The 19,258-nt window shown below is 72.7% G+C and carries 19 protein-coding genes; 11 read left to right on the top strand and 8 right to left on the bottom strand.

Annotated elements, in window-relative coordinates:
* Positions 1-12 precede the first annotated feature (12 nt).
* Positions 13-972 carry a TerC family protein gene (locus CLT68_RS22690; protein ID WP_099853831.1) on the top strand — a complete coding sequence of 320 codons (960 nt, stop codon included), beginning with the start codon at positions 13-15 and terminating at the stop codon, positions 970-972.
* 48 nt (positions 973-1,020) lie between these two features.
* Here the strand turns inward: CLT68_RS22690 and CLT68_RS22685 are convergent, their stop codons facing one another.
* Genes CLT68_RS22685 through CLT68_RS22675 form a run of 3 tightly spaced genes read right to left on the bottom strand, consistent with a single transcriptional unit; the run spans position 1,021 to position 3,500 of the window.
* The gene (locus CLT68_RS22685; protein WP_099857492.1) at positions 1,021-1,746 is read right to left on the bottom strand and encodes a helical backbone metal receptor; all 726 of its coding nucleotides are present in this window, start codon (positions 1,744-1,746) and stop codon (positions 1,021-1,023) included.
* 36 nt (positions 1,747-1,782) lie between these two features.
* Positions 1,783-2,367 (bottom strand): hypothetical protein, encoded by a 585-nt coding sequence (locus tag CLT68_RS22680; RefSeq protein WP_099853829.1) that lies wholly within the window; start codon positions 2,365-2,367, stop codon positions 1,783-1,785.
* Positions 2,364-3,500 carry an Asp23/Gls24 family envelope stress response protein gene (locus CLT68_RS22675; protein WP_099853827.1) on the bottom strand — a complete coding sequence of 379 codons (1,137 nt, stop codon included), beginning with the start codon at positions 3,498-3,500 and terminating at the stop codon, positions 2,364-2,366. The genes CLT68_RS22680 and CLT68_RS22675 overlap by 4 nt, the downstream gene beginning before the upstream one ends.
* A 180-nt stretch (positions 3,501-3,680) precedes the next feature.
* Here CLT68_RS22675 and CLT68_RS22670 point away from each other — a divergent pair, with 180 nt between their 5' ends.
* The 3 genes from CLT68_RS22670 (at position 3,681) to CLT68_RS22660 (ending at position 7,080) form a co-directional block, all read left to right on the top strand.
* Positions 3,681-4,553 (top strand): phytanoyl-CoA dioxygenase family protein, encoded by an 873-nt coding sequence (locus CLT68_RS22670; RefSeq protein ID WP_199177122.1) that lies wholly within the window; start codon positions 3,681-3,683, stop codon positions 4,551-4,553.
* A gap of 103 nt (positions 4,554-4,656) precedes the next feature.
* Entirely contained in the window at positions 4,657-5,538 is an 882-nt protein-coding gene (locus tag CLT68_RS22665) for a DUF2726 domain-containing protein (RefSeq protein ID WP_099853825.1), read from the top strand.
* 294 nt (positions 5,539-5,832) lie between these two features.
* Positions 5,833-7,080, top strand: a complete 1,248-nt coding sequence (locus tag CLT68_RS22660) for a hypothetical protein (RefSeq protein WP_099853823.1) — start codon at positions 5,833-5,835, stop codon at positions 7,078-7,080.
* Positions 7,081-7,214: 134 nt separating this feature from the next.
* Here the strand turns inward: CLT68_RS22660 and CLT68_RS22655 are convergent, their stop codons facing one another.
* The gene (locus CLT68_RS22655; RefSeq protein ID WP_099853821.1) at positions 7,215-7,562 is read right to left on the bottom strand and encodes a histone-like nucleoid-structuring protein Lsr2; all 348 of its coding nucleotides are present in this window, start codon (positions 7,560-7,562) and stop codon (positions 7,215-7,217) included.
* 145 nt (positions 7,563-7,707) lie between these two features.
* Positions 7,708-8,331 (bottom strand): response regulator, encoded by a 624-nt coding sequence (locus tag CLT68_RS22650; protein ID WP_433650721.1) that lies wholly within the window; start codon positions 8,329-8,331, stop codon positions 7,708-7,710.
* A gap of 83 nt (positions 8,332-8,414) precedes the next feature.
* Here CLT68_RS22650 and CLT68_RS32665 point away from each other — a divergent pair, with 83 nt between their 5' ends.
* From CLT68_RS32665 to CLT68_RS22630, 4 genes are all read left to right on the top strand, one after another.
* Positions 8,415-9,146 (top strand): sensor histidine kinase, encoded by a 732-nt coding sequence (locus tag CLT68_RS32665; protein ID WP_143743226.1) that lies wholly within the window; start codon positions 8,415-8,417, stop codon positions 9,144-9,146.
* 83 nt (positions 9,147-9,229) lie between these two features.
* Complete coding sequence (locus CLT68_RS22640) at positions 9,230-10,099, top strand: manganese catalase (protein WP_099853815.1); 870 nt, start codon at positions 9,230-9,232, stop codon at positions 10,097-10,099.
* A 141-nt stretch (positions 10,100-10,240) separates the two neighbouring features.
* On the top strand, positions 10,241-12,571 hold the full coding sequence (gene lon, locus CLT68_RS22635; protein ID WP_099853813.1) for an endopeptidase La: 2,331 nt from the start codon (positions 10,241-10,243) through the stop codon (positions 12,569-12,571).
* Between the two features lie 136 nt (positions 12,572-12,707).
* Positions 12,708-13,112: a DoxX family protein gene (locus CLT68_RS22630; RefSeq protein ID WP_099853811.1), complete on the top strand. Its 405-nt coding sequence runs from the start codon at positions 12,708-12,710 to the stop codon at positions 13,110-13,112.
* 75 nt (positions 13,113-13,187) lie between these two features.
* Here CLT68_RS22630 and CLT68_RS22625 read toward each other — a convergent pair whose 3' ends face one another.
* Together CLT68_RS22625 and CLT68_RS22620 are read right to left on the bottom strand one after the other, a co-directional pair.
* The gene (locus CLT68_RS22625; protein WP_099853809.1) at positions 13,188-14,933 is read right to left on the bottom strand and encodes a DEAD/DEAH box helicase; all 1,746 of its coding nucleotides are present in this window, start codon (positions 14,931-14,933) and stop codon (positions 13,188-13,190) included.
* Between the two features lie 189 nt (positions 14,934-15,122).
* Positions 15,123-15,995 (bottom strand): DUF6010 family protein, encoded by an 873-nt coding sequence (locus tag CLT68_RS22620; protein WP_486482281.1) that lies wholly within the window; start codon positions 15,993-15,995, stop codon positions 15,123-15,125.
* 132 nt (positions 15,996-16,127) lie between these two features.
* Here CLT68_RS22620 and CLT68_RS22615 point away from each other — a divergent pair, with 132 nt between their 5' ends.
* From CLT68_RS22615 to CLT68_RS22605, 3 genes are all read left to right on the top strand, one after another.
* Positions 16,128-17,279: a histidine kinase gene (locus CLT68_RS22615; protein WP_099853807.1), complete on the top strand. Its 1,152-nt coding sequence runs from the start codon at positions 16,128-16,130 to the stop codon at positions 17,277-17,279.
* Positions 17,276-17,881, top strand: coding sequence for a response regulator transcription factor (locus tag CLT68_RS22610; RefSeq protein WP_099853805.1), 606 nt, complete (start codon positions 17,276-17,278; stop codon positions 17,879-17,881). The genes CLT68_RS22615 and CLT68_RS22610 overlap by 4 nt, the downstream gene beginning before the upstream one ends.
* Positions 17,882-18,072: 191 nt before the next feature.
* Entirely contained in the window at positions 18,073-18,588 is a 516-nt protein-coding gene (locus CLT68_RS22605; RefSeq protein ID WP_099853803.1) for a 2'-5' RNA ligase family protein, read from the top strand.
* 25 nt (positions 18,589-18,613) lie between these two features.
* Here CLT68_RS22605 and CLT68_RS22600 read toward each other — a convergent pair whose 3' ends face one another.
* On the bottom strand, positions 18,614-19,258 hold the full coding sequence (locus CLT68_RS22600) for a hypothetical protein (RefSeq protein WP_099853801.1): 645 nt from the start codon (positions 19,256-19,258) through the stop codon (positions 18,614-18,616).

Raw genomic sequence — 19,258 nt, 5'->3', positions numbered from 1 at the left:
GCACCGTGGTCGATGCGGAGGGCGTCGGTGGCTGAGGCGACGGTCACGGTCCCGCTGTGGGCCTGGGCGGCGGTCAGCGCGGTGATCGCCGTGATGCTCGCCGTGGACGTGCTCCTGCACCGGGACAACCACGTCATCGAGCTGCGCGAGGCAATCCTGTGGAGCGCCGTCTGGATCGGCGCGGGCCTGCTGTTCGGGTTGGTCGTGTGGTGGGGCCTCGGCGGCGAACCGGCCATCGCCTACTTCTCCGGTTACCTGTTGGAGAAGGCGCTCTCGGTGGACAACGTCTTCGTCTTCGCCCTGCTCTTCGGCTACTTCCAGGTGCCACCCGGCTACCAGCACAAGGTGCTGTTCTGGGGCGTCGTGGGGGCGCTCGTCTTCCGCCTGCTGTTCATCTTCGCCGGCGCCGAGCTGCTGGACCGGCTCGCCTGGGCCGGGTTCGTGCTGGGCGCCTTCCTGATCTGGACCGGTTGGCGGCTGGCCGTACGCGGAAAGCCGGACGTCGACCCGGACCGCAACGTCGTAATCCGGTTGTTCCGTCGCCTGGTGCCCACCGACGCCCGCTACCACGGCGACCGGTTCACCGCCCGGGTCGCCGGCCGGCGGGTGGCGACGCTGCTGCTGGTGGCCCTCGTCGCCATCGAGGCCACCGACGTGGTGTTCGCCATCGACTCGGTGGCGGCGATCCTCGCCATCACCACCAACACGTTCCTGGTCTGGACGGCCACCGCGTTCGCCGTCCTGGGTCTGCGCAGCCTCTACTTCTGCCTCGCCGGTCTGCTGCGACACTTCGGCTACCTGCGGTACGGGCTCGCGCTGCTGCTGGCCTTCGCGGGGCTGAAGCTCATCCTCGCCGAGACGCCGGTGGGCAAACTGCCGGTCTGGTTGACCCTCGCGGTGGTGGTGCTGACCCTGGCGGTCTCCATCGGCGCCAGCATCCCGGCCGCGCGGCGTCCCGGAAACGGCCGCTGAGCCGCCCGGTCGCCCGGAACCGGCGGTTGAGCCGCCGGCCGCGTCGGGTCAGCCGGCCACGACCGGGCGGGTCAGCTGCTCGGCCAGCAGGGCGGGCGCCTCGGCCAGCGAGGGGCCGTACCAGGTGAGGTGCCGACCGGAGAGCAGTGCGCACGGTACGCCGGGGAACGCCTCGGGCCCGTCGTCGGCCGTGAACCGGTACGGCTCGTCGGGCAGCACCACCAGCTCGGGCTCCCGCTCGCGCAGCTCGGCAAGCGTGGGACGGGGATAGCGCTCGGGATGCTCGTCGTAGGTGTTGACCACGCCGAGCCGACGCAGCACGTCACCGGCGAACGTGTCGCCGCCGAGCACCACCCATGGCCGACGCCACACCGGCACCACCGCCCGGCGGGGCGGGGCCAGCCGGGGCGGCTCGGCCCACGCCCGCCGGGCGTCGCGCAGCCAGGCCGGCTCCGTCGGCGCCCCCAGCTCGGCGAGCAGCTCGCCCAGCTCGGTCAGAGCGCCCGCGACCGTACGCGGATAGGTGACCCGCACCGGCACGCCGGCCGCCCGCAGCGCTTCCGCGTCCTCGCGGCGGTTCTCCTCCACGTTCAGCAGCACCAGATCCGGCCGCAGGGCGCGCACCCGGTCCAGGTCCGGGTACTTGCTGCCGCCGACCCGCGCGACGTCGAGCCCGGCCGGGCGGCTGCACCAGTCCGTGGCCCCGACCAGAACTCCCGGCACTGTCACCGCCACCGCCTCGGTCAGTGACGGCACCAACGACACCACCCGCACCCGCGCACCTCCGTCCGCCACCGGTCCCGGCACCGATCATGCCCGTCGTGGCAACCCCGGTCCGCGCCGGCCGGGGTCGATGCGGGCGGTCACGTCGAGGTGCGCAGGTGTGCAGCCGGCGGTCGTCGCGAACCGGCGGATCGCGGCGTCGACGTGCTCGCGTACGGCGTCGGCCCGGGCGTCGGTCGCCAGATCCACCCGGATCCACACGTCGGGACGTCCCGGTGTGCCCGTGAGCACCACCCGGGCGCGGCGCACCCCGGGGTCGCCGGTCAGGTCGCGCTCCAGTGCGTCGACGAGCACGTCGGTAGCCAGGCGGGTGCGTCCCGGGTGGCGTCCGGGGTGGCTCAGCATGCCGTGCAGTGCCTGGCGGCGCCGACGCAGCTCACGGTCCAACAGGCGCTGCCCGGTGAGGGCCGTCAGCACTCCGACGACCGCTGCGGCCACTGTGCTCCACGGCGCGGCCACTCGCCACGCGTCCAGCAACCCCGCCCCGAGCAGCGGCGCACCCGGGTCGCTGCCGGGCAGCGAGCCGAGGCTGGCCCCCAGCGCTGTCGCTCCGAGCACCACAAGCAGCAGCGCGACGACGGTCCACAGCAGCCGGTGCGCGGCGTCCGTCATGCCGGCCGCCGGCGGGGCAGCAGCCGGATCTCGATCCGGCCGACACGATGCGAGGCGAGCTGCCGCAGCTCCTGACGCACCGCGAACTCGACCTCCGCGCGGGCGGTCGGGTCGCCGGTGGCCCGCACCCGGGGGCGCCACTGGTCACCGTGCCGCCGGATGCGCACCCGTGCCTGGCGTACACCCGGCACGGTCGCCGCCGCCTCGGTCAACCGGCGTTCCAGGCACCGCCGCCGCAGGTGCCAGCCGTCCCGCTCGTCGATCCGCAGCCGGGCCGGTGTCCAGCGGCGCAGCTGGGCGGCCAGGATCACCAGGCCCAGCAGTACGGCCCCGCCGGCCACGGCGCGAACCTCCGGGTCGTGCCAACGGGTCCTGGTCAGCGCGTCGTACCAGCCGGTGCGCGCGAGCAGCGACGCCGGGCGACCCAGCGTGACCAGCAGCGCCTGCACGGCCAGCAGCACGCCACCGGCGAGCAGGGCGACGGCCAGCAGCACCGTGGCGGCCCGGTTGATCGTCGGCATGTCGGCCTCCGGCCGCCGGACGGGCCGTCCTGCCCCAGCGCTGTCCACCCCGGGGACGAGCAGGTCGTCCACCGTGATGGTCACTGCGGCGACGCCGACGCCGGTGTCGGCGGCCACCCGCTCGGAGACCGCCACCCGGACCGCCTCGGCCACGACGGGCACGCTGTGCCCGTACGAGGTGACCAGGTGCAGGTCGAGTCCCACGGACCCGCCGCCCAGACGCACGGCGGTCGGGTGGGCGCCGGTCACGCCGGGCACCCGGCGGGCTGCTTCGGCCGCGATCCGTGCGACGTCCGCCGCCGTGACGGTGCTCGGCTCACGGCGGTCCGGCGCGGCACGACGTCGACTGGTCGGATACCGGCCCGCGTCGGCAGGCGTGGTGGGGCTGCTGGCCCGGATGACGCGCGTGGTCCGTGTGGTGCCGACGGTCGGGCGGATGGCGACGGGCCGCGAAGGAAGCCGGTGGTGTCGGCCCGCGCGATCAGCGCGAGGGCGCCGGCGGATGGTCGGGTCACCGGCCAGTCGGGGCCGACGGACGCGACGCGGGTCATCCTGCCGCTGGCCAGCGGCCAGACCGCTACCGGCGGGGGTGCCGAGCTGTTGTCGCGACATGCTGACCTCCCGGCCGGTCCGCTACCGGCGACCCGGCTGAATACACCCGCCGCGCACCCGTGGAACACGACTTCGACGTGAGCTGCGTCACACGTTCGCCTCGAGTGCTGGCACCGGTTGTTGGTTCTTGACACGCTTCTACAACGTTGTAATGCACGCTTCGACCCCCAGGAGCCCCCTATGCGCGTCTCCCCGGCCCAACCAGCGACGTCGCCCGCCCACCCCACGTCCGTCGCCCCGGACGAGGTGCCGGTCGAGGCGCTCGGCGACCTCTACCGCGACGGCATCACGGCCTGCCGGGGCGCCTTCGACGTGGCGTGGGTGGACCAGGTCGGCGAGGATGTCGCCGCCGCGTTCGACGAGGCGCGCTCCCGGCCCGACGGTGCCGTCGGACGAGGCCCGCAGCGCTGGTACGTGGAGATCCATCCGGAGCAGCTGCGGGGCTTCGTCGACCTGGTCACCCAGCCCTGGGTGGTGGCGGTCTGCCAGGCGGTCCTGGGCCCGGAGTACGAGATCGTCGAGCTGGGCTTCGACATTCCCTTCCCCGGCGCCGCCATGCAACCGTGGCACCGGGACTTCCCGATGCCGGAGGAGACCCGCAGGCAGCGGCGCCTCACCTCGTTGGCGTTCAATCTGACCACCGTCGACACGGTGGAGGAGATGGGTCCGTTCGAGATCGCCCCGGGCACCCAGTGGGACCACGGCGCCGACTTCGACCACGAGATGTTCCCGCCACGGGAGCGCTACCCGCGCTACCAGCAGCGGGCGGTGCGCAAGTACCCGCAGCGCGGGGACATCTCGGCCCGCTCGGCGCTGACCATCCACCGCGGCACCCCGAACGTCTCCCGGTCGGCCCGCCCGGTGCTGGTGCTCGGCGTCGACGCCCCGGGAGCGGGAAACGCCGCCCACCACGACATGGCCGTCACCCACGGCTACTGGGAGAGCCTGCCGCCGATGGTCCGGGAGCACCTGCCCTGCCCGGTCGTGGACCGGCTGGAGCCGATCCGGCAGAAGCACACCATCGAGGGCCTGGTGATGGGCGCCGCCGAGTAACGATCGGCCGGGTACGCCGGACCGGCCGCACCGCCGAGGTGCAGGTCATGATCGACCACCTAGACTCGGCCCGGCTCGACCGACCGGCGGATGGATCAGGCAGATGACGAGCATCGGCAGCGACGACCGCGGCTGGCTGCGGGCGGTGCCCGCCGGGGATGGGCGCGACCCGCTGCTCACCCGCGCCGGCCACCAGGTCTACCCGGCGCGTCGGCTCAGTGACCTGGTCCAGGGCCGCCCGCCCGGTGTCACCGGCAGCCAGTGGAGTTCGGCCAGCCGCGCCAGCTTCGACTTCGTGGTCTACGCGGCCGACACCGGCCGGCCGATCTCCGCCGTGGAGATCGGCCCCGTCGCGCCCGCCGGCTCTGCCGAGCAGCGCGTCGAGCGGCTGAAGGACGCGGTGAGCGCTGCCGTCGGCCTGCCGGTGCTGCGGATCGGGTCGCCGACGTTGCGGGCGGCCGAGCATGGCCGCCGCCTGGTGGAGTACGTGATCGACGCGCGCGCCTACGCCGCGGGAGGCGCCGGCGTGACCGCAGCCGGGGACGACCCGGCCCCGGTGGGTTTCCGGGACATCCTCGGTCGGCTGCCCGACGGCCGTACCGGACCGGTCAACGACCTCGGCGCGCTGACCCGCGCGGCGGCGGTGGAGGCGTACGTGGCCGGGCGGGTGGCCGACCCGATCGTGCGGGGGCTGCACGTGCGCTGGGTGGACGGGCCGGCGCAGGGGTGGAGTTGGGTGCAGGTCCGCCCCGACGCGTGCCTCGTCGAGCGGGTCTCGGTGACCGAGCACCGCTTCTCCTGCGGCATCGACGCGGCCCGGTTGGCCGAGGACCTCGCCACGGTCGCCGTCGGGGAACGGCTGCGGGAGAACGTCGCCTCGGACCTGGTGCCGCGCGCCGAGTTGACCGCGCAGATCGTCGCGCTGAGCGGGCGCCGCCACGAACTGGTGGGCGGATTCGCCTTCGACCACCTCTGCGCCGACTGATCGGCACCCGTTCCACCTGCTGATTTTCCGCTCCGCGCCGGCTCGATGCCGGGTCGCGGCAATTTCCTGTGCGCCGGTTGAACCTTCCCCGTGGCCCACCCGTACTCCTGCGCGAATGAACAGGATCTCCCATCCGCGTCGTCGGGACCCGGGGGACGGTGTGGAAAGGGCATCGTCGGCCATCGACGCACCACCGGGTAGGTCACGGTGCTCGCCGCCGTGGCGTGCCATCTGACATCCGTCGGTCCGCCGAGGCCAGGAATCCACTACCGGATCGAGAAGGAGAACAATTCGATGCGCAGGTCCACACGGGCGAGCCGGTCATCCGGCAACGCGCGGAGCAAGCGTCTGCTGGCCGTTGTCGGCACGCTCGTGGTCTTCGGCGGAGTCGTCGCCGTGACCCAGATTTCGTCGGCCCAGGACCGGCGGACAAATAAGCCGCGCCCGGCTGCTGGGCAGTGCGTGGAACCGAGCCCAGGCGCGACCGCGCCGACGGGCGGCGGTTCGACCAGCCGCACCTGGCAGAACGGTCGGTGGGTGCGTAATCACTGGGGTGACGGACAGCAGTCGGTCCCCGAGTGTGAGGACGGTAAGGACGGCACGGTCGGCACCGGCACGGCCATTGCCTGCCCGGACGTGACGGCCAAACTGCCGCAGGTGCCGGACCGGGCGCGGGCCGAGGTGGACCGCAACCTCGCCCAGTTGCAGGCCCAGATCGCCGAGGCGGACCGCCGGTTGGCCGCCGAGGGCAACAAGGGTGAGGCGTTCATCCGCAGCGCGATCCTTCAACCGCTGGCCGGCAAGCGGCGCGCGGTGCTGGACCGGATCACGACGGCCATCGACCGGGTCGGTCCCCGGCCGCAGGGTCTCGCGCAGCTCGCCGAGTGCCAGGTGCAGCCGACCAACAACTCCGGCGGCAACAACGGTGGCGGCGCCCCCACCACCACCCCCACCACCACTCCCGGTGGCAACAACGGTGGCACCGCCCCCGGCGCCGGGCTCGGCGTGCTGGCCAACGACTGTGACGAGAGCCAGCTCCAGCCGCACAACGGCTTCCAGAACGGCAACCGCTGCGTGAGCACCGAGTTCGGTGAGGTCGGCGCCGCCGCGAACAACCCGTCACTGCTGATCACCCAGTCCCCCCAGCAGGTCGGCCAGAACCAGGCCTTCACCCTGCGGGTCAGCACCCGCAACCTGGTCCGGGACCGCTTCCTCGCCGCCGGTCAGGGTGGTTACTACGTGGAGAGCTCGCTGCTCAACGCCCAGGGCCTGGTCCGGGGCCACTTCCACACCGCATGCCGGATGCTGGACAGCCTGACCGCTCCGCCGGAGCCGCAGGAGGTGCCCGCGTTCTTCGTCGCGACCGAGGACGGCCGCGGTGGCGCCCAGCCTGACGAGGTGACCATCCAGATCCCGGGCCTGCCGGAGTCGGGTACGGCACAGTGCTCCGTCTGGGCCGGCGACGGTTCGCACCGCCTGCCGATGATGGAGCGGGCCAACCAGACGCCCGCGTTCGACTCGGTGCGGATCACCGTGAACTGATCCAGCGTGACCGGCGGCGGCCGGTCATCCGGGGCGACAATCCCCGGGTGACCGGCCGCCGTGTCGTTTCGGTGCCCGGACAAACCGATGGGGCCGCACCGTTTCCGGTGGGGGCCCCATCGTCAAATCCTGCGTCAGCGGCTCTTGTAAGCCTCGACGACCTCGACCGGGATCCGGCCTCGTTCGGAAATCTTGTAGCCGTTCTTGACGGCCCATTCCCGGATGGCCCGGTTCTGCGCCCGATCCATTCCCGCGCCGACGGGGCGCCCCGGCCGCCGGACTGTGCGGGCGCTCTCCACCGGGCCACGCCCGATCCGCCGACCCGCATTGATGTACGGGTCCAGTGCCTTGCGCAGGACACCGGCATTCTCGTCCGAGACATCGATCGTGTAGGCCACGCCGTCGAGACTGAACTCGACCGTCCGGTCGGCCTTCCCACCGTCGAGGTCGTCGGTCAGGACCGTGATTACTTTTCTCGCCATTGCCGATTACTCCCTGTGTGCGGCGGGATGTGTCCAAAGTCTGACCTATCACCCCGGTAATCCGCAACAATATGCGTCCCATCCATTCGGCGCGTCGCGATTCCGTTACCAAGCAAAACCGTGAATCGCACGCGATGAAGCGGTCTCATTCGTCGAGGAGGCCGGCGTGCCCGGCGAGGGCGGCTGCCTCCGCCCGGTTGGACACCCGCAACTTGCGCAGCAACGCGGCGGTCATTCGTTTCACCGTCCGCTCCGAGACGTGCAGTTCGTCGGCGATCTCGATGGTGTTGCGGCCGGCGGCGATCGCCCGCAGCAGCCGACGTTCCTCACCGTCCAGGTCGACCGGCGTGGCGCGGGTGGGCCGCAGCATGGCGTGCAGCAGTTCGGCCGGCAGCACCGCCCACCCCTCCAGGACGGCCAGCAGCGGGGGCAGCAGTTCCTCCGGTTCACTGGTCTTGGGCAGGAACCCCTCGGCGCCGGCCCGCAGCGCCTCCAGGGCCGGTGCCGGGTCGGCGGAACCGGACATCGCGACCACCCGTACCCGTGGGGCGGTCCGTCGGATCGCGCCTACCGCCCGGATGCCGCCCGGTGGCGGCATGTGCAGGTCGACCAGTGCCAGGTCGGGCTGCCACTGGCTGACCAGCGCCGCGGCGGCCGCCGCGTCACCGGTCGAGGCGACCACCTCGGCACGGCCCTCGGTGGTGATGGGGAGCAGCAGTTCGAGGCCGCGGACGAAGAGGGGGTGATCGTCCACGACGACAAGTCGCATGGTGGAGGCTCCCGGCATGTCTGCGCCGTTCCCCAGCGGGTACCGATCATGCGGGTACGCACCGAACGAGGGGAGTCGGGTGGATGCGCGCACGCCACGGTCTGCAGGGCCTGCTGCGAGGGTTGCGCCGGATCGAGCCAACTCCGGGTGAGATGGGACCACCGGTGGCGGATTCGGAGTTGCTGCTGCGGGTGTTGTGCCACGAGTTTCGTACGCCGATCAGCACCCTGACCTCGCTGACCCGCGCCCTGGCCGACGAGCAGCGAGAGCTCAGCGGCGCCGACCGGCGGGCGATCACCGAGCTGGCCCGCGACCAGGCCGTCCACCTGCAGAGCCTGCTGCGCGACGCGACCGCCGGCACCGGCGTGCTGGCGCTGGCCCCACAGCCGGAGCCGGCCGTCCCGCTGGCGGGCATCCTGCGCGAGGCCGCCGCGCTGGTGCCGGCCGGTCGGCGGCGTGCGCGGGCCACCCGGCGGGCGGGCGCCTGCCAGGTGCCGGCCGGACGGACCCGCCAGGTGCTGGTCAACCTGGTGGAGAACGCGCTGCGGCACGGGCCACCGGACGGGCAGGTCGGTCTGTACGCCACAGTGCGCGGGCCTGGCCTGAGTGTCCTGGTCACCGACGAGGGACGGGTCGACGACGCGTTGCTGTCCGCGTTGCGCCGCCCGGCGCCCGCGGTCGGGATGTCCGGGCTGGGGCTGTGGATCGTGCGGCAGCTTCTCGTGCCGCACGGGGGAGCGCTGCGGGTGCACCGACTGCGACCGCGCGGCGTGGCGCTGGAGGTGCTGCTGCCGACGGTTCACCCGCTGCGCTGACCCCACCGGGACACGGGTTGGCCCGGTCGGGTCACCGAGGCGGGAACGACACCGTCTGCCAGTTCCCGTACCAAGGAGGTCAGATGTTCAGCCATGTCAAGGACCTACAGTTCGAGGCCAAACCGGATGGCCCGGACGCCGCGTTCGCCCGCCGGTTGCAGGAGGTTCTGGGCGGCAAGTGGGGCGAGATGACCGTCGCCAACCAGTACCTGTTCCAGGGGTGGAACTGCCGGCTGCCCGGTAAGTACAAGGACCTGCTGCTCGATGTCGGCACCGAGGAGATGGGCCACGTCGAGATGATCGTCACGATGATCACCCGGCTGTTGGACAACGCGCCACTGTCGCTGTCGGAGGGCGTCGCGGCCAACCCTGGGGGCGCGGCGACCTACGCCGCGTCGAACCCGGCGCACTTCATCCATGGTGGTGGCGGGGCGTTGCCCGCCGACTCCAACGGGGTGCCCTGGAACGGCTCGTTCGTCACCGCCAGCGGCAACCTGCTGGCCGACTTCCAGCTCAACGTCACGGCGGAAGCGCAGGGTCGCCTCCAGGTCGCCCGGTTGTTCAACATGACCGACGACCCGGGCGTCAAGCAGATGCTGCGCTTCCTGTTGGCCCGCGACACGATGCACCAGAACATGTGGCTGGCGGCGATCGAGCAGCTCAAGGAGGACGGCCTGGAGGACATGCCGGTGCCCGAGGCGTTCCCGGACTCCGGCGAGTTCACCGAGGAGTTCGGCTACACCTACCTGAGCTTCTCCTCGGGCACCGATGCCAACGAGGGGCGCTGGGCGTCCGGGCCCACGCCGGATGGCAAGGGTGAGTTCCGGTACGGCGACAGCCCGCGGGCGAACGCCCCGGAGCCGGTGCTGCCGCCGGGGGACCCGCGGTTGTACGGCACCAATCCGGGTGTGGCCGGCTCGGTCGTGAACACGGTCAAGAGCAAGCTCACCTGACGTGTCCGGTCGGGTCGCCCGCCGGTTTCGGGCGGCCCGACGGACCGGCCGGAAGAGTGGTCTGGGTCACAGAGCGGAACAAGGGGAACGCTTTGTTACTTGAGCCAGACACGCTCAACTCAACGCGATAGCAGGTGTTCGATGGCAACTCTTCCGGTACTTCCCCTGACCGACGCCGTGCTGCTGCCCGGCATGGTCATCCCGGTGACCCTCGACCCGACCACCCAGGCCGCGATCGACGCAGCCCGGGCGACCGGTGACCGCAAGCTGCTGGCCGTGCCGCGCATCGACGGCGAGTACGGCCCGGTCGGCGTGGTCGCCACCATCGAGAAGGTCGGCCGGCTGCCCGAGGGTGAGCCCGCCGCCGTCATCCGTGGCCTGTCCCGGGCCCGGATCGGCTCCGGCGTGCCCGGCCCCGGCGCCGCACTCTGGGTCGAGGCCTCCGAACTTGACGAACCCGCTCCCGCCGGCCGCGCCCGGGAACTCGCCCGCGAGTACCGCGCCCTGGTGACCTCCGTGCTCCAGCAGCGGGGTGCCTGGCAGGTCATCGACGCGGTGGAGCGGATGACCGACCTGTCCGAGTTGGCCGACTCGGCCGGCTACGCGCCCTGGCTGACCCTGGACCAGAAGACCGAGCTGCTCACCGCGCCGGACGTGACCGCCCGGCTGGAGCTGCTGGTCGGCTGGGTGAAGGACTACCTGGCCGAGCAGGAGGTCACCGAGCAGATCAACAGTGACGTCCGCGAGGGGCTGGAGAAGTCCCAGCGGGAGTTCCTGCTGCGCCAGCAGCTCGCCGCGATCCGTAAGGAGCTGGGTGAGGACGAGCCGGACGGCTCGGCCGACTACCGCTCCCGGGTCGAGTCCGCCGAGCTGCCGAAGAAGGTCCGCGAGGCGGCCATGCGCGAGGTAGGCAAGCTGGAGCGGGCCAGCGACGCCTCCCCGGAGGCGGGCTGGATCCGCACCTGGCTGGACACCGTGCTCGAGATGCCGTGGGGCACGCGTACCGAGGACAACACCGACCTGGCCGCGGCCCGGGCGGTGCTCGACGCCGACCACGCCGGCCTGGCCGACGTGAAGGACCGCATCCTGGAGTACCTGGCCGTGCGCAACCGTCGTGCCGAGCGCAACCTCGGCGTGGTCGGGGGTCGCGGCTCCGGCGCGGTGCTCGCCCTCGCCGGCCCTCCCGGAGTCGGCAAGACCAGCCTCGGAGAGTCCGTGGCGCGCGCGCTCGGGCGTAACTTCGTCCGGGTGTCGCTCGGTGGCGTCCGCGACGAGGCGGAGATCCGCGGTCACCGGCGCACCTACGTCGGCGCGCTGCCCGGTCGGATCGTCCGCGCGCTGCGCGAGGCCGGCTCGATGAACCCGGTCGTGCTCCTCGACGAGGTGGACAAGCTGGCCGCCGGCTACGCCGGTGACCCGGCCGCCGCCCTGCTGGAGGTGCTCGACCCGGCGCAGAACCACACCTTCCGGGATCACTACCTGGAGGTCGACCTCGACCTGTCCGACGTGCTGTTCCTGGCCACCGCCAACGTGGTGGAGTCCATCCCCGGCCCGCTGCTGGACCGGATGGAGCTGGTCACCCTGGACGGCTACACCGAGGACGAGAAGGTCGCCATCGCCCGTGACCACCTGCTGCCCCGGCAGCGGGAGCGGGCCGGGCTGACCGCCGACGAGGTGGAGATCGCCGACGAGGCGTTGGCGCTGATCGCGGGGGAGTACACCCGGGAGGCCGGTGTCCGGCAGCTCGAACGTGGCCTCGCCAAGATCCTGCGCAAGGTGGCGGTGACGCTGGCGACCGATCCGTCGCCGGTACGCGTCGACACCGACAACCTCACCCGCTACCTGGGGCGACCGAAGTTCACCCCGGAGTCGGCCGAGCGCACCGCCGTGCCCGGTGCGGCGACCGGCCTCGCCGTCACCGGCGCTGGTGGGGACGTGCTCTTCATCGAGGCGACCAGCATGGAGGGCGAGCCGGGGCTGACCCTGACCGGCCAGCTCGGCGACGTGATGAAGGAGTCGGCGCACATCGCCCTGTCGTACCTGCGCTCCAACGGGCGCCGGTTCGGCATCGACCCGAACGTCCTCGCCGGACGCCGGATCCACGTCCACTTCCCGGCGGGCGCGGTGCCCAAGGACGGCCCGAGCGCCGGCATCACCATGGTGACGGCCCTGGCCTCGCTGGTCACCGGCCGCCCGGTCCGTCCCGAGTTCGGGATGACCGGCGAGGTGACGCTGTCCGGTCGGGTGCTGCCGATCGGCGGGGTGAAGCAGAAACTGCTCGCCGCGCACCGGGCCGGCCTCACTGAGGTGATCATCCCGGCGCGCAACGAGCCCGACCTGGACGACCTGCCGACCGAGGTGCGCGAGGCGCTGACCGTGCACACCCTGGCCGACGTGGCCGACGTGCTCGCCCTGGCGTTGCGCCCGGCCGACGTCAAGACGCTGGACGGTCCGGCGCTCTTCGCGGCCTGACGCTCCGAGCACAAGGACCCCCGCCGTCTGTGAAGACGGCGGGGGTCCTCTGCGTACGCGAGGAGAGGTCTACTGTCTCGCTTGAATCCTCAACTACCTCTTCTTCGCCGCGAGGCGTCCCCCTGGAGGAACCCCCGTGAACGTGGTGCTCTGGATCATCCAGATCCTGCTCGCCGTCGTCTTCGCCGGCGCCGGCTTCGCCAAGCTGACCCAGCCCAAGGACAAGCTGCGCGAGCTGATGCGGTGGGTGGACCCGGTCCCGCCGACCCAGGTCAAGGCGCTCGGCGCCGTCGAGCTGCTGGCCGCCCTCGGGCTGGTGCTGCCCCCACTCACCGGCATCGCCACCGTGCTCACCCCGCTCGCCGCCACCGGGCTGGTCATCGTCATGATCGGCGGCGTCCTCGTGCACCTGCGCGACAGGAAGAAGCAGGACACGGCGGAGCAACGTCGTACGGAGCTGCAAGGCGCGATCACCTGCGCGGTGCTGCTCGTGCTCGCCGCTGTGGTGGCGTGGGGCCGGTTCGGGCCGTACTCCTTCTGATCCGCAGCGCCGGCGACCGTCGTACCTCGGCGGTCGCCGGCGGCGTGCTCGGGCCGGCGGTCGCCGGCGGCGTGCTCAGCGCTCGTCGCCCCCGCGGTCGCGGCGCACTGTGGCCTTGCGGCCCTTGATCGTGCTCTGGCGCAACCCGGAGATCACCTCGTCGGCGACTCCCTGCGGCACCTCGACCAGCGAGAACCGGTCGGCGATCTCGATCGAGCCGATGTCCCGACCACGGATCCCGGTCTCCCCGGTGATCGCGCCGACCAGGTCCTGCGGGCGCACCCCGGCGCGCCGGCCCAGGCCGACGAAGACCTGGACGGTGTTGCCGCCGCCGGAGCGCGGCCGGCCCCCGCCCCGACGGTCTCCGCCCCGGCCACCGGTCTCCGGTCGACCCTCGCGGGGACCGCGTACCGGGACCTGCGGGATCTCCTCCTCGTCGTCGGAGCCCGGCGACGTCACCTCGTGGGCCAGCTTCACGGCGGCGAGGGCGACCTCCATCAGGTCGAACTCGTCGGTCAGCGTCTCCACGATGACGCGGAACGGGTCGAGGTCGTCCTCCAGCAGGCTCTCCCGCAGCGCCGCCTGGGTCAGCTCCAACCGGCGGGTCCGCATGTCGGCCACTGTGGGGATCTTGTCGATGGTGATCCGCTGGCCGGTCACCCGCTCGATGGTCTTGAGCATCCGGTGCTCACGCGGCTCGGCGAGGGTGATCGCCACGCCCTCGCGGCCGGCCCGGCCCACCCGGCCGATCCGGTGCACGTACGACTCCGGGGCGGACGGCACGTCGTAGTTGACGACGTGGGTGAGCTGCTCGATGTCCAGCCCACGGGCCGCCACGTCGGTGGCCACCAGCAGGTCGGCGGTGCCCGCCCGCAGTCGGCCCATCACCCGGTCGCGCTGCTCCTGGCTCATGCCGCCGTGCAGCGCCTCGGAGCGGTAGCCCCGGCCGTTCATCGTCTCGGTCAGCCGGTCGACCTCCTCCCGGCTGCGGCAGAACACGATCGCCGCGGTGGGCGACTCCACGTCCAGCACCCGGCCCAACGCGGCCGGCTTGTGGGCCCGGGTCACGATGTACGCGCTCTGCCGCACCCGCGGCGCCTCGCCCGCGACCGTCGGCTCCCGGCCGATCTCGATCCGGACCGGCTCGCGCAGGTGCTGCCGGGCCATCCCGTCGATGCGCGACGGCATGGTGGCCGAGAAGAGCACAGTCTGGCGCTCGGTCGGAGCGTGCTCCAGGATCGCCTCGATGTCCTCGGCGAAGCCCATGTCGAGCATCTCGTCGGCCTCGTCGAGCACCACCGTGGCGAGCCCGCCCAGGCGCAGGGTGCCCCGGGCGATGTGGTCGAGGGCCCGCCCGGGGGTGGCCACCACCACGTCGACACCGCTGTCCAGTGCCCGCAGCTGCCGCCCGATCGGCTGCCCACCGTAGATCGGCAGCACCCGGGCGCCCAGGTCCTTGCCGTAGCGGTGGAACGCCTCGGAGACCTGCACCGCCAGCTCACGGGTCGGCACCAACACCAGCGCCACCGGGTCACCGCCCTGGCGGTGTGCCGTCATGAGGTTCAGCAGCGGGAGCGCGAACGCCGCCGTCTTGCCGGTGCCGGTGGCCGCCTGGCCCAGCAGGTCCCGACCCTCCAGCAGTGGTGGGATCGCCTCCCGCTGGATCGGGGTCGGCTCTTCGTAGCCGAGGGCGGACAGCGCGCCCAGGAGCTCGGGACGCAGCCCGAGCTCGGTGAAGGCGTACACCTCTTCGGCGCCGGCGGGGGCGGCGTCAATCGGTGCGTCGATCGGTGCGTCGTGCTGTGCAGGTGCGGAACTCATGTGCCAAGCCTTTCATTACGCCGTCCAAGCCGCTGCGCCGACCGCCACAAGAGCGCGATCAGCGCCCCCGGGACACCCCCACAGGATCTGCGCAGCAACGCTGAAACTGCTGCCTCCGCGACGCCTGAGGCAGCAGTTTCACCATTCCTGTGCAGATCCTGCCCTTTCGGCCCCCGGCGGGCAGAGCCGTCAGACGGCGCCGCTCAGGATTGCCAGGATCATGATGCCCGCCAGCGTCGTGTCGAGCACGGCGCACCCCTCGGTGTACCAGCGCGGCACCACCCGGCCGGTGCGGTGGTGGGCCAGGTCCCACCCGGCGTGCGCCAGCCAACCGAGCGCCACCAGCCACGCGGCCGTCTGACCCCCCACCGCGACCGCGACCAGCGTCAGCGTGACCCAGACGACCAGGCCGACCAGTTGGGTGGCAAGCACGCCCGGCCCGCGCAGGGTGCGTCGGACCACGCCGATCAGCAGGTACCCGCCGGGCAGCACCAGCATCGTCCACGGGTTGAGCACCCTCGGCTCGACCCACATGTCCACCGTCATCAGCAGCGCCAGCCCGGTCGGCCAGCGGTGGGCCAGCGCCACCACGGCCGGGTGCCGGCGTACCGACACCGGCGTCTCGTGCCGATGGCGCACCGCCACCAGCACCATCGCCGGCACCATCAGCAGGTGACCGCCGAGCATCAGGGCGTCGCCATCCAGCCGGCCGGCCCAGAACGGTACGAGCACCAACAGGAACGGCACGTACATCGCCGCGGCCATCTCGACGACCCCACGCCAGTGGTGCGCCCGGTAGCGCATCCACACCGTCATTCCGACCGTCATGTTCGTGGCCATCACCAGCGCGGCGACGTCCGGCCGGTCCAGCGTCCCGGTGATCCCGAGCGGGGCGCCGGCCGCGTCCCACAGGGGCCCGAGCAGCAGCATCCCGACGACCATCGCCAGCGCCATCTCGGCGAGATGCCACCACAGCCGCCGCGTGCCGGTGCCGGGCGCTGCCGGCATCGGCGCAGGCGACGGTACGACCATGCTGTCCGCGTACACCCGTGTGTTTTCCATGCCGTTGACACTGCCGGTGTCCCGGCGCGGTGGGCAGGCTCGTCCGTCACCGGAAACCCGTGCGGATCGCACGGTCCAACCGTGACATCTCGCACGGGTGGACCGGACACCGGGCGGTCCTAGGATCGGTGCGTGGCGAGCGAGGCGGTGACTCCCCGGGCGGACCGCCGGCTGCACCGGGCCCGGCGGGCGACGCTGCTGTCGCTGGCCACCGGCGTGTGGGCGACTGTCCTGCTGCCCACGGCCGGCCTGGCCCGGGAGCCGTCCCCCGGCCGCGTCGCGCTCGGCGCGGTCGGGATCCTCCTCTTCGCGGCCACCCAGACCGCTGTGCTGTACGCGGCGGTCACCCCCTGGCTCGCGCAACGGTGGCGACGTCGCGCGCAGCTCGGCCTGGTCGTCGTGGCGGCGCTGACCGTGCCGTTGGTGGCCCCGGTCGCGGCCGGGACCTGGCCGACCTGGGCGTGGATCGGGGCCTCCCTGGTCGGGATGGCCCCCTTGCTGGTCCGCCTCCCGGGCGCGCTGGCGGTCACCGCCGGCGCCCTGCTCGTGTCGGCGGCGGTGGCCTGGTGGACCGGCGGTTCCGTGGGGCGGTCCCTGGCCGTGACCGGTGGCGTCGGGGTGGGCGTGGCCGCGGTCAACTGGTTCCAGGTCTGGTTCTGGGACCTGCTGGTGGAGGCTCGGCAGGGTCAGGCCGCCCAGGCCCGGCTGGCCGCCGCCGAGGAACGGCTGCGCTTCGCCCGTGACGTGCACGACCTGCTGGGGCACAGTCTCACCGTGATCGCGCTGAAGGCCGAACTCGCCGCGCGGCTCGCACCGGTCGACCCGGAGCGGGCCGGGCGGGAGGCCGCCGAGGTGCAACGGTTGGCCGCGTCCGCGCTCACCGAGGTCCGCGAGAGCGTGCACGGCTACCGGGCCGTCGACCTCGGCGAGCAACTGACCGCGGTGGCAGACGTGCTGCGCTCCTGCGGGGTGCGCTGCACGGTGCCGCCACACGTCGACCTGCCTCAGCCGGCCGCCACCGAACTGGCGGCGGTGCTGCGCGAGGCGGGCACCAACGTGCTGCGGCACAGCCGGGCCGAGTGGTGCCGGATCCACATCGACCGGGACGAGAGCGGGGCCAGGATGACCATCGCCAACGACGGTGCCGACGACAGCGGCCCGGACGAGCACAGCCACGGCCTGCGCGGCCTGGCCGACCGGCTGGCCGCGGTCGGGGGAGAGCTGCGGGTCCGCCGGGAGGACAGGGTGTTCACCCTGGAGGCGACAGTGCCGGTGCCGTCGTGATCCGTGTCCTGCTCGCCGACGACGAGGACCTGATCCGGGTCGCGGTCGCCGCACTGCTCGGCCTCGAACCGGACATCGACGTGGTGGCCCAGGCCGCCGACGGACCCACGGCGGTCACCGCGACGCTCGCGCACCACCCGGACGTGGCGGTGGTGGACCTGGAGATGCCCGGCCTGGACGGCATCGCGGTGGCCGCCGAGCTGGCCCGCGTCCGTCCTGAGTGCGCGGTGGTCGTGCTGACCGGGCACGGCCGCCCGGGGCACCTGCGTCAGGCACTGACCGCCGGGGCGCGCGGTTTCGTGCCCAAGGGCTCGCCCGGTGGCGCGCTCGCCGACGTGATCCGCCGGGTGCACGCCGGCGGACGGTACGTCGACCCGTCGCTCGCCGCCGACGCGTTGACCCTGCCGGCGTGCCCGCTGACGCCACGGGAGCTGGAGACGCTACGGCTGGCCGAGGTCGGCGCGCCGGTCGCGGTGATCGCCCGCCGGGTGCACCTGTCCACCGGCACCGTCCGCAACCACCTCTCCGCCGCCGTACAGAAACTCGGGGCTACCGACCGCGCCGAAGCCGTCCGCACCGCCCGAAACAACGGCTGGCTCTGACGGAGCCCACCCCCGCCCACCCACTCATCGGCCTCCCCGAGCCCCGCCCGCCCCGTCGATCATGAAGTTAGCGGCGTCGATGCCGGCGTGTCGCGACGCTAACTTCATGATCGACGCGGGGGGTGGCTGCGCGGAGCGCATTGCCTGGGGGATCGGACGGTCGGGCGGAGCAGTCCCGCTAGCGTGGCGGGGTGCGTACCGTCGAACTGGTCTGCTCGTCCGGGTTGGATGCCGAGGTTCGGGCGGTCTGGGACCGGTTGGCGGCTGCCGGGTTGCCGAGCCTGGCCCGCAACACCCACCCGACCAACCGGCCGCACCTGACCCTCGCCGCCGTCGACGAGTTCCCGCCCGGCGTGGAGCGCCGCCTCGCCGAGCTGTTCGACGCCGCGCTCCCGATCCCGGTCACGCTCGACCGCGTTGTCGTCCTCGACGGCAGCGCCCCGCTGGTCTGGCTCGTGCAACCCACGTCGGCACTGACCGCGCTGCACGCCGCCGCCTGGGACGTTCTCGCCGAGGCCGACGGGCACCGGCCGTGGCACGCTCCGGGGGCGTGGGTGCCACACCTGAGCCTGGCCCTGCGCTTTCGCAACGCGGACCTGCGGTTGGCCCGTGCCGTCGCCGGTGGGCAGCGCCCGACCGGGGACTTCGACGCCGCGCGCAGCTACGACGGCACGGACCGGACGCTGACACAGCTGACCACGCCCTAGGCCCGTCGCGGCGTGTCAGGGGCCTTCAGTTGCTGCCCCCGCCGCCACCGCCGTCGCCGCCCCCTCCGTCGCTCCCGCCACTGAACTCGCCTCCGCCACTGCCGCCTGCACCGCCGGCGTATCCGTGGCGGCCGTCGTTGAAGGGCAGATCACCGCGGATGCCGCGCGGCTTGGGCCGCTTGCCCGGCCCCGCGAGGTGTTGCAGGCAGACGCGGTCGGAGACCGGGAAACATTCGCCACGGCCTCCACAGTCGGCCAGGTAGCGGTTGCCATTCTGGACGCGCACCTCCTGGTCGACCCGGAACAGCAGGGGAAGGCCGGTCGGAGCACAACCCTCGTCCCGGCGGCCGTGGTCCAGCGTGGCGAGCAGGGCGCTGCGATCGGCGTTGGTCATGCCTCCGCCGGTCGCGGGCCTGGGCTGGTGCGGCAGAGGGCGCCCGAACGCGGCGTCGCAGAAGGCGGCGTAGTCCTGCGTATGCCGGGTCAGTTCCTGCCACAGATCGTCCACGACCACCGACGGCACCGACAGCTTCGCGCTGCCCTGGCGGGCGATGATCCGGAACCACTGCCGGGTTGCGGTTTCGACGAGGGCGATGTCGTCGTCGCTGAGATGGGGGTGCCGGTTTCGTAGCTGCTGCCGCCCGCTGGCCGGGAACTGCAGGTCGGTCAC

Source organism: Micromonospora sp. CNZ299, assembly GCF_002754415.1.
This window is presented reverse-complemented; position numbering and strand designations above follow the sequence as displayed.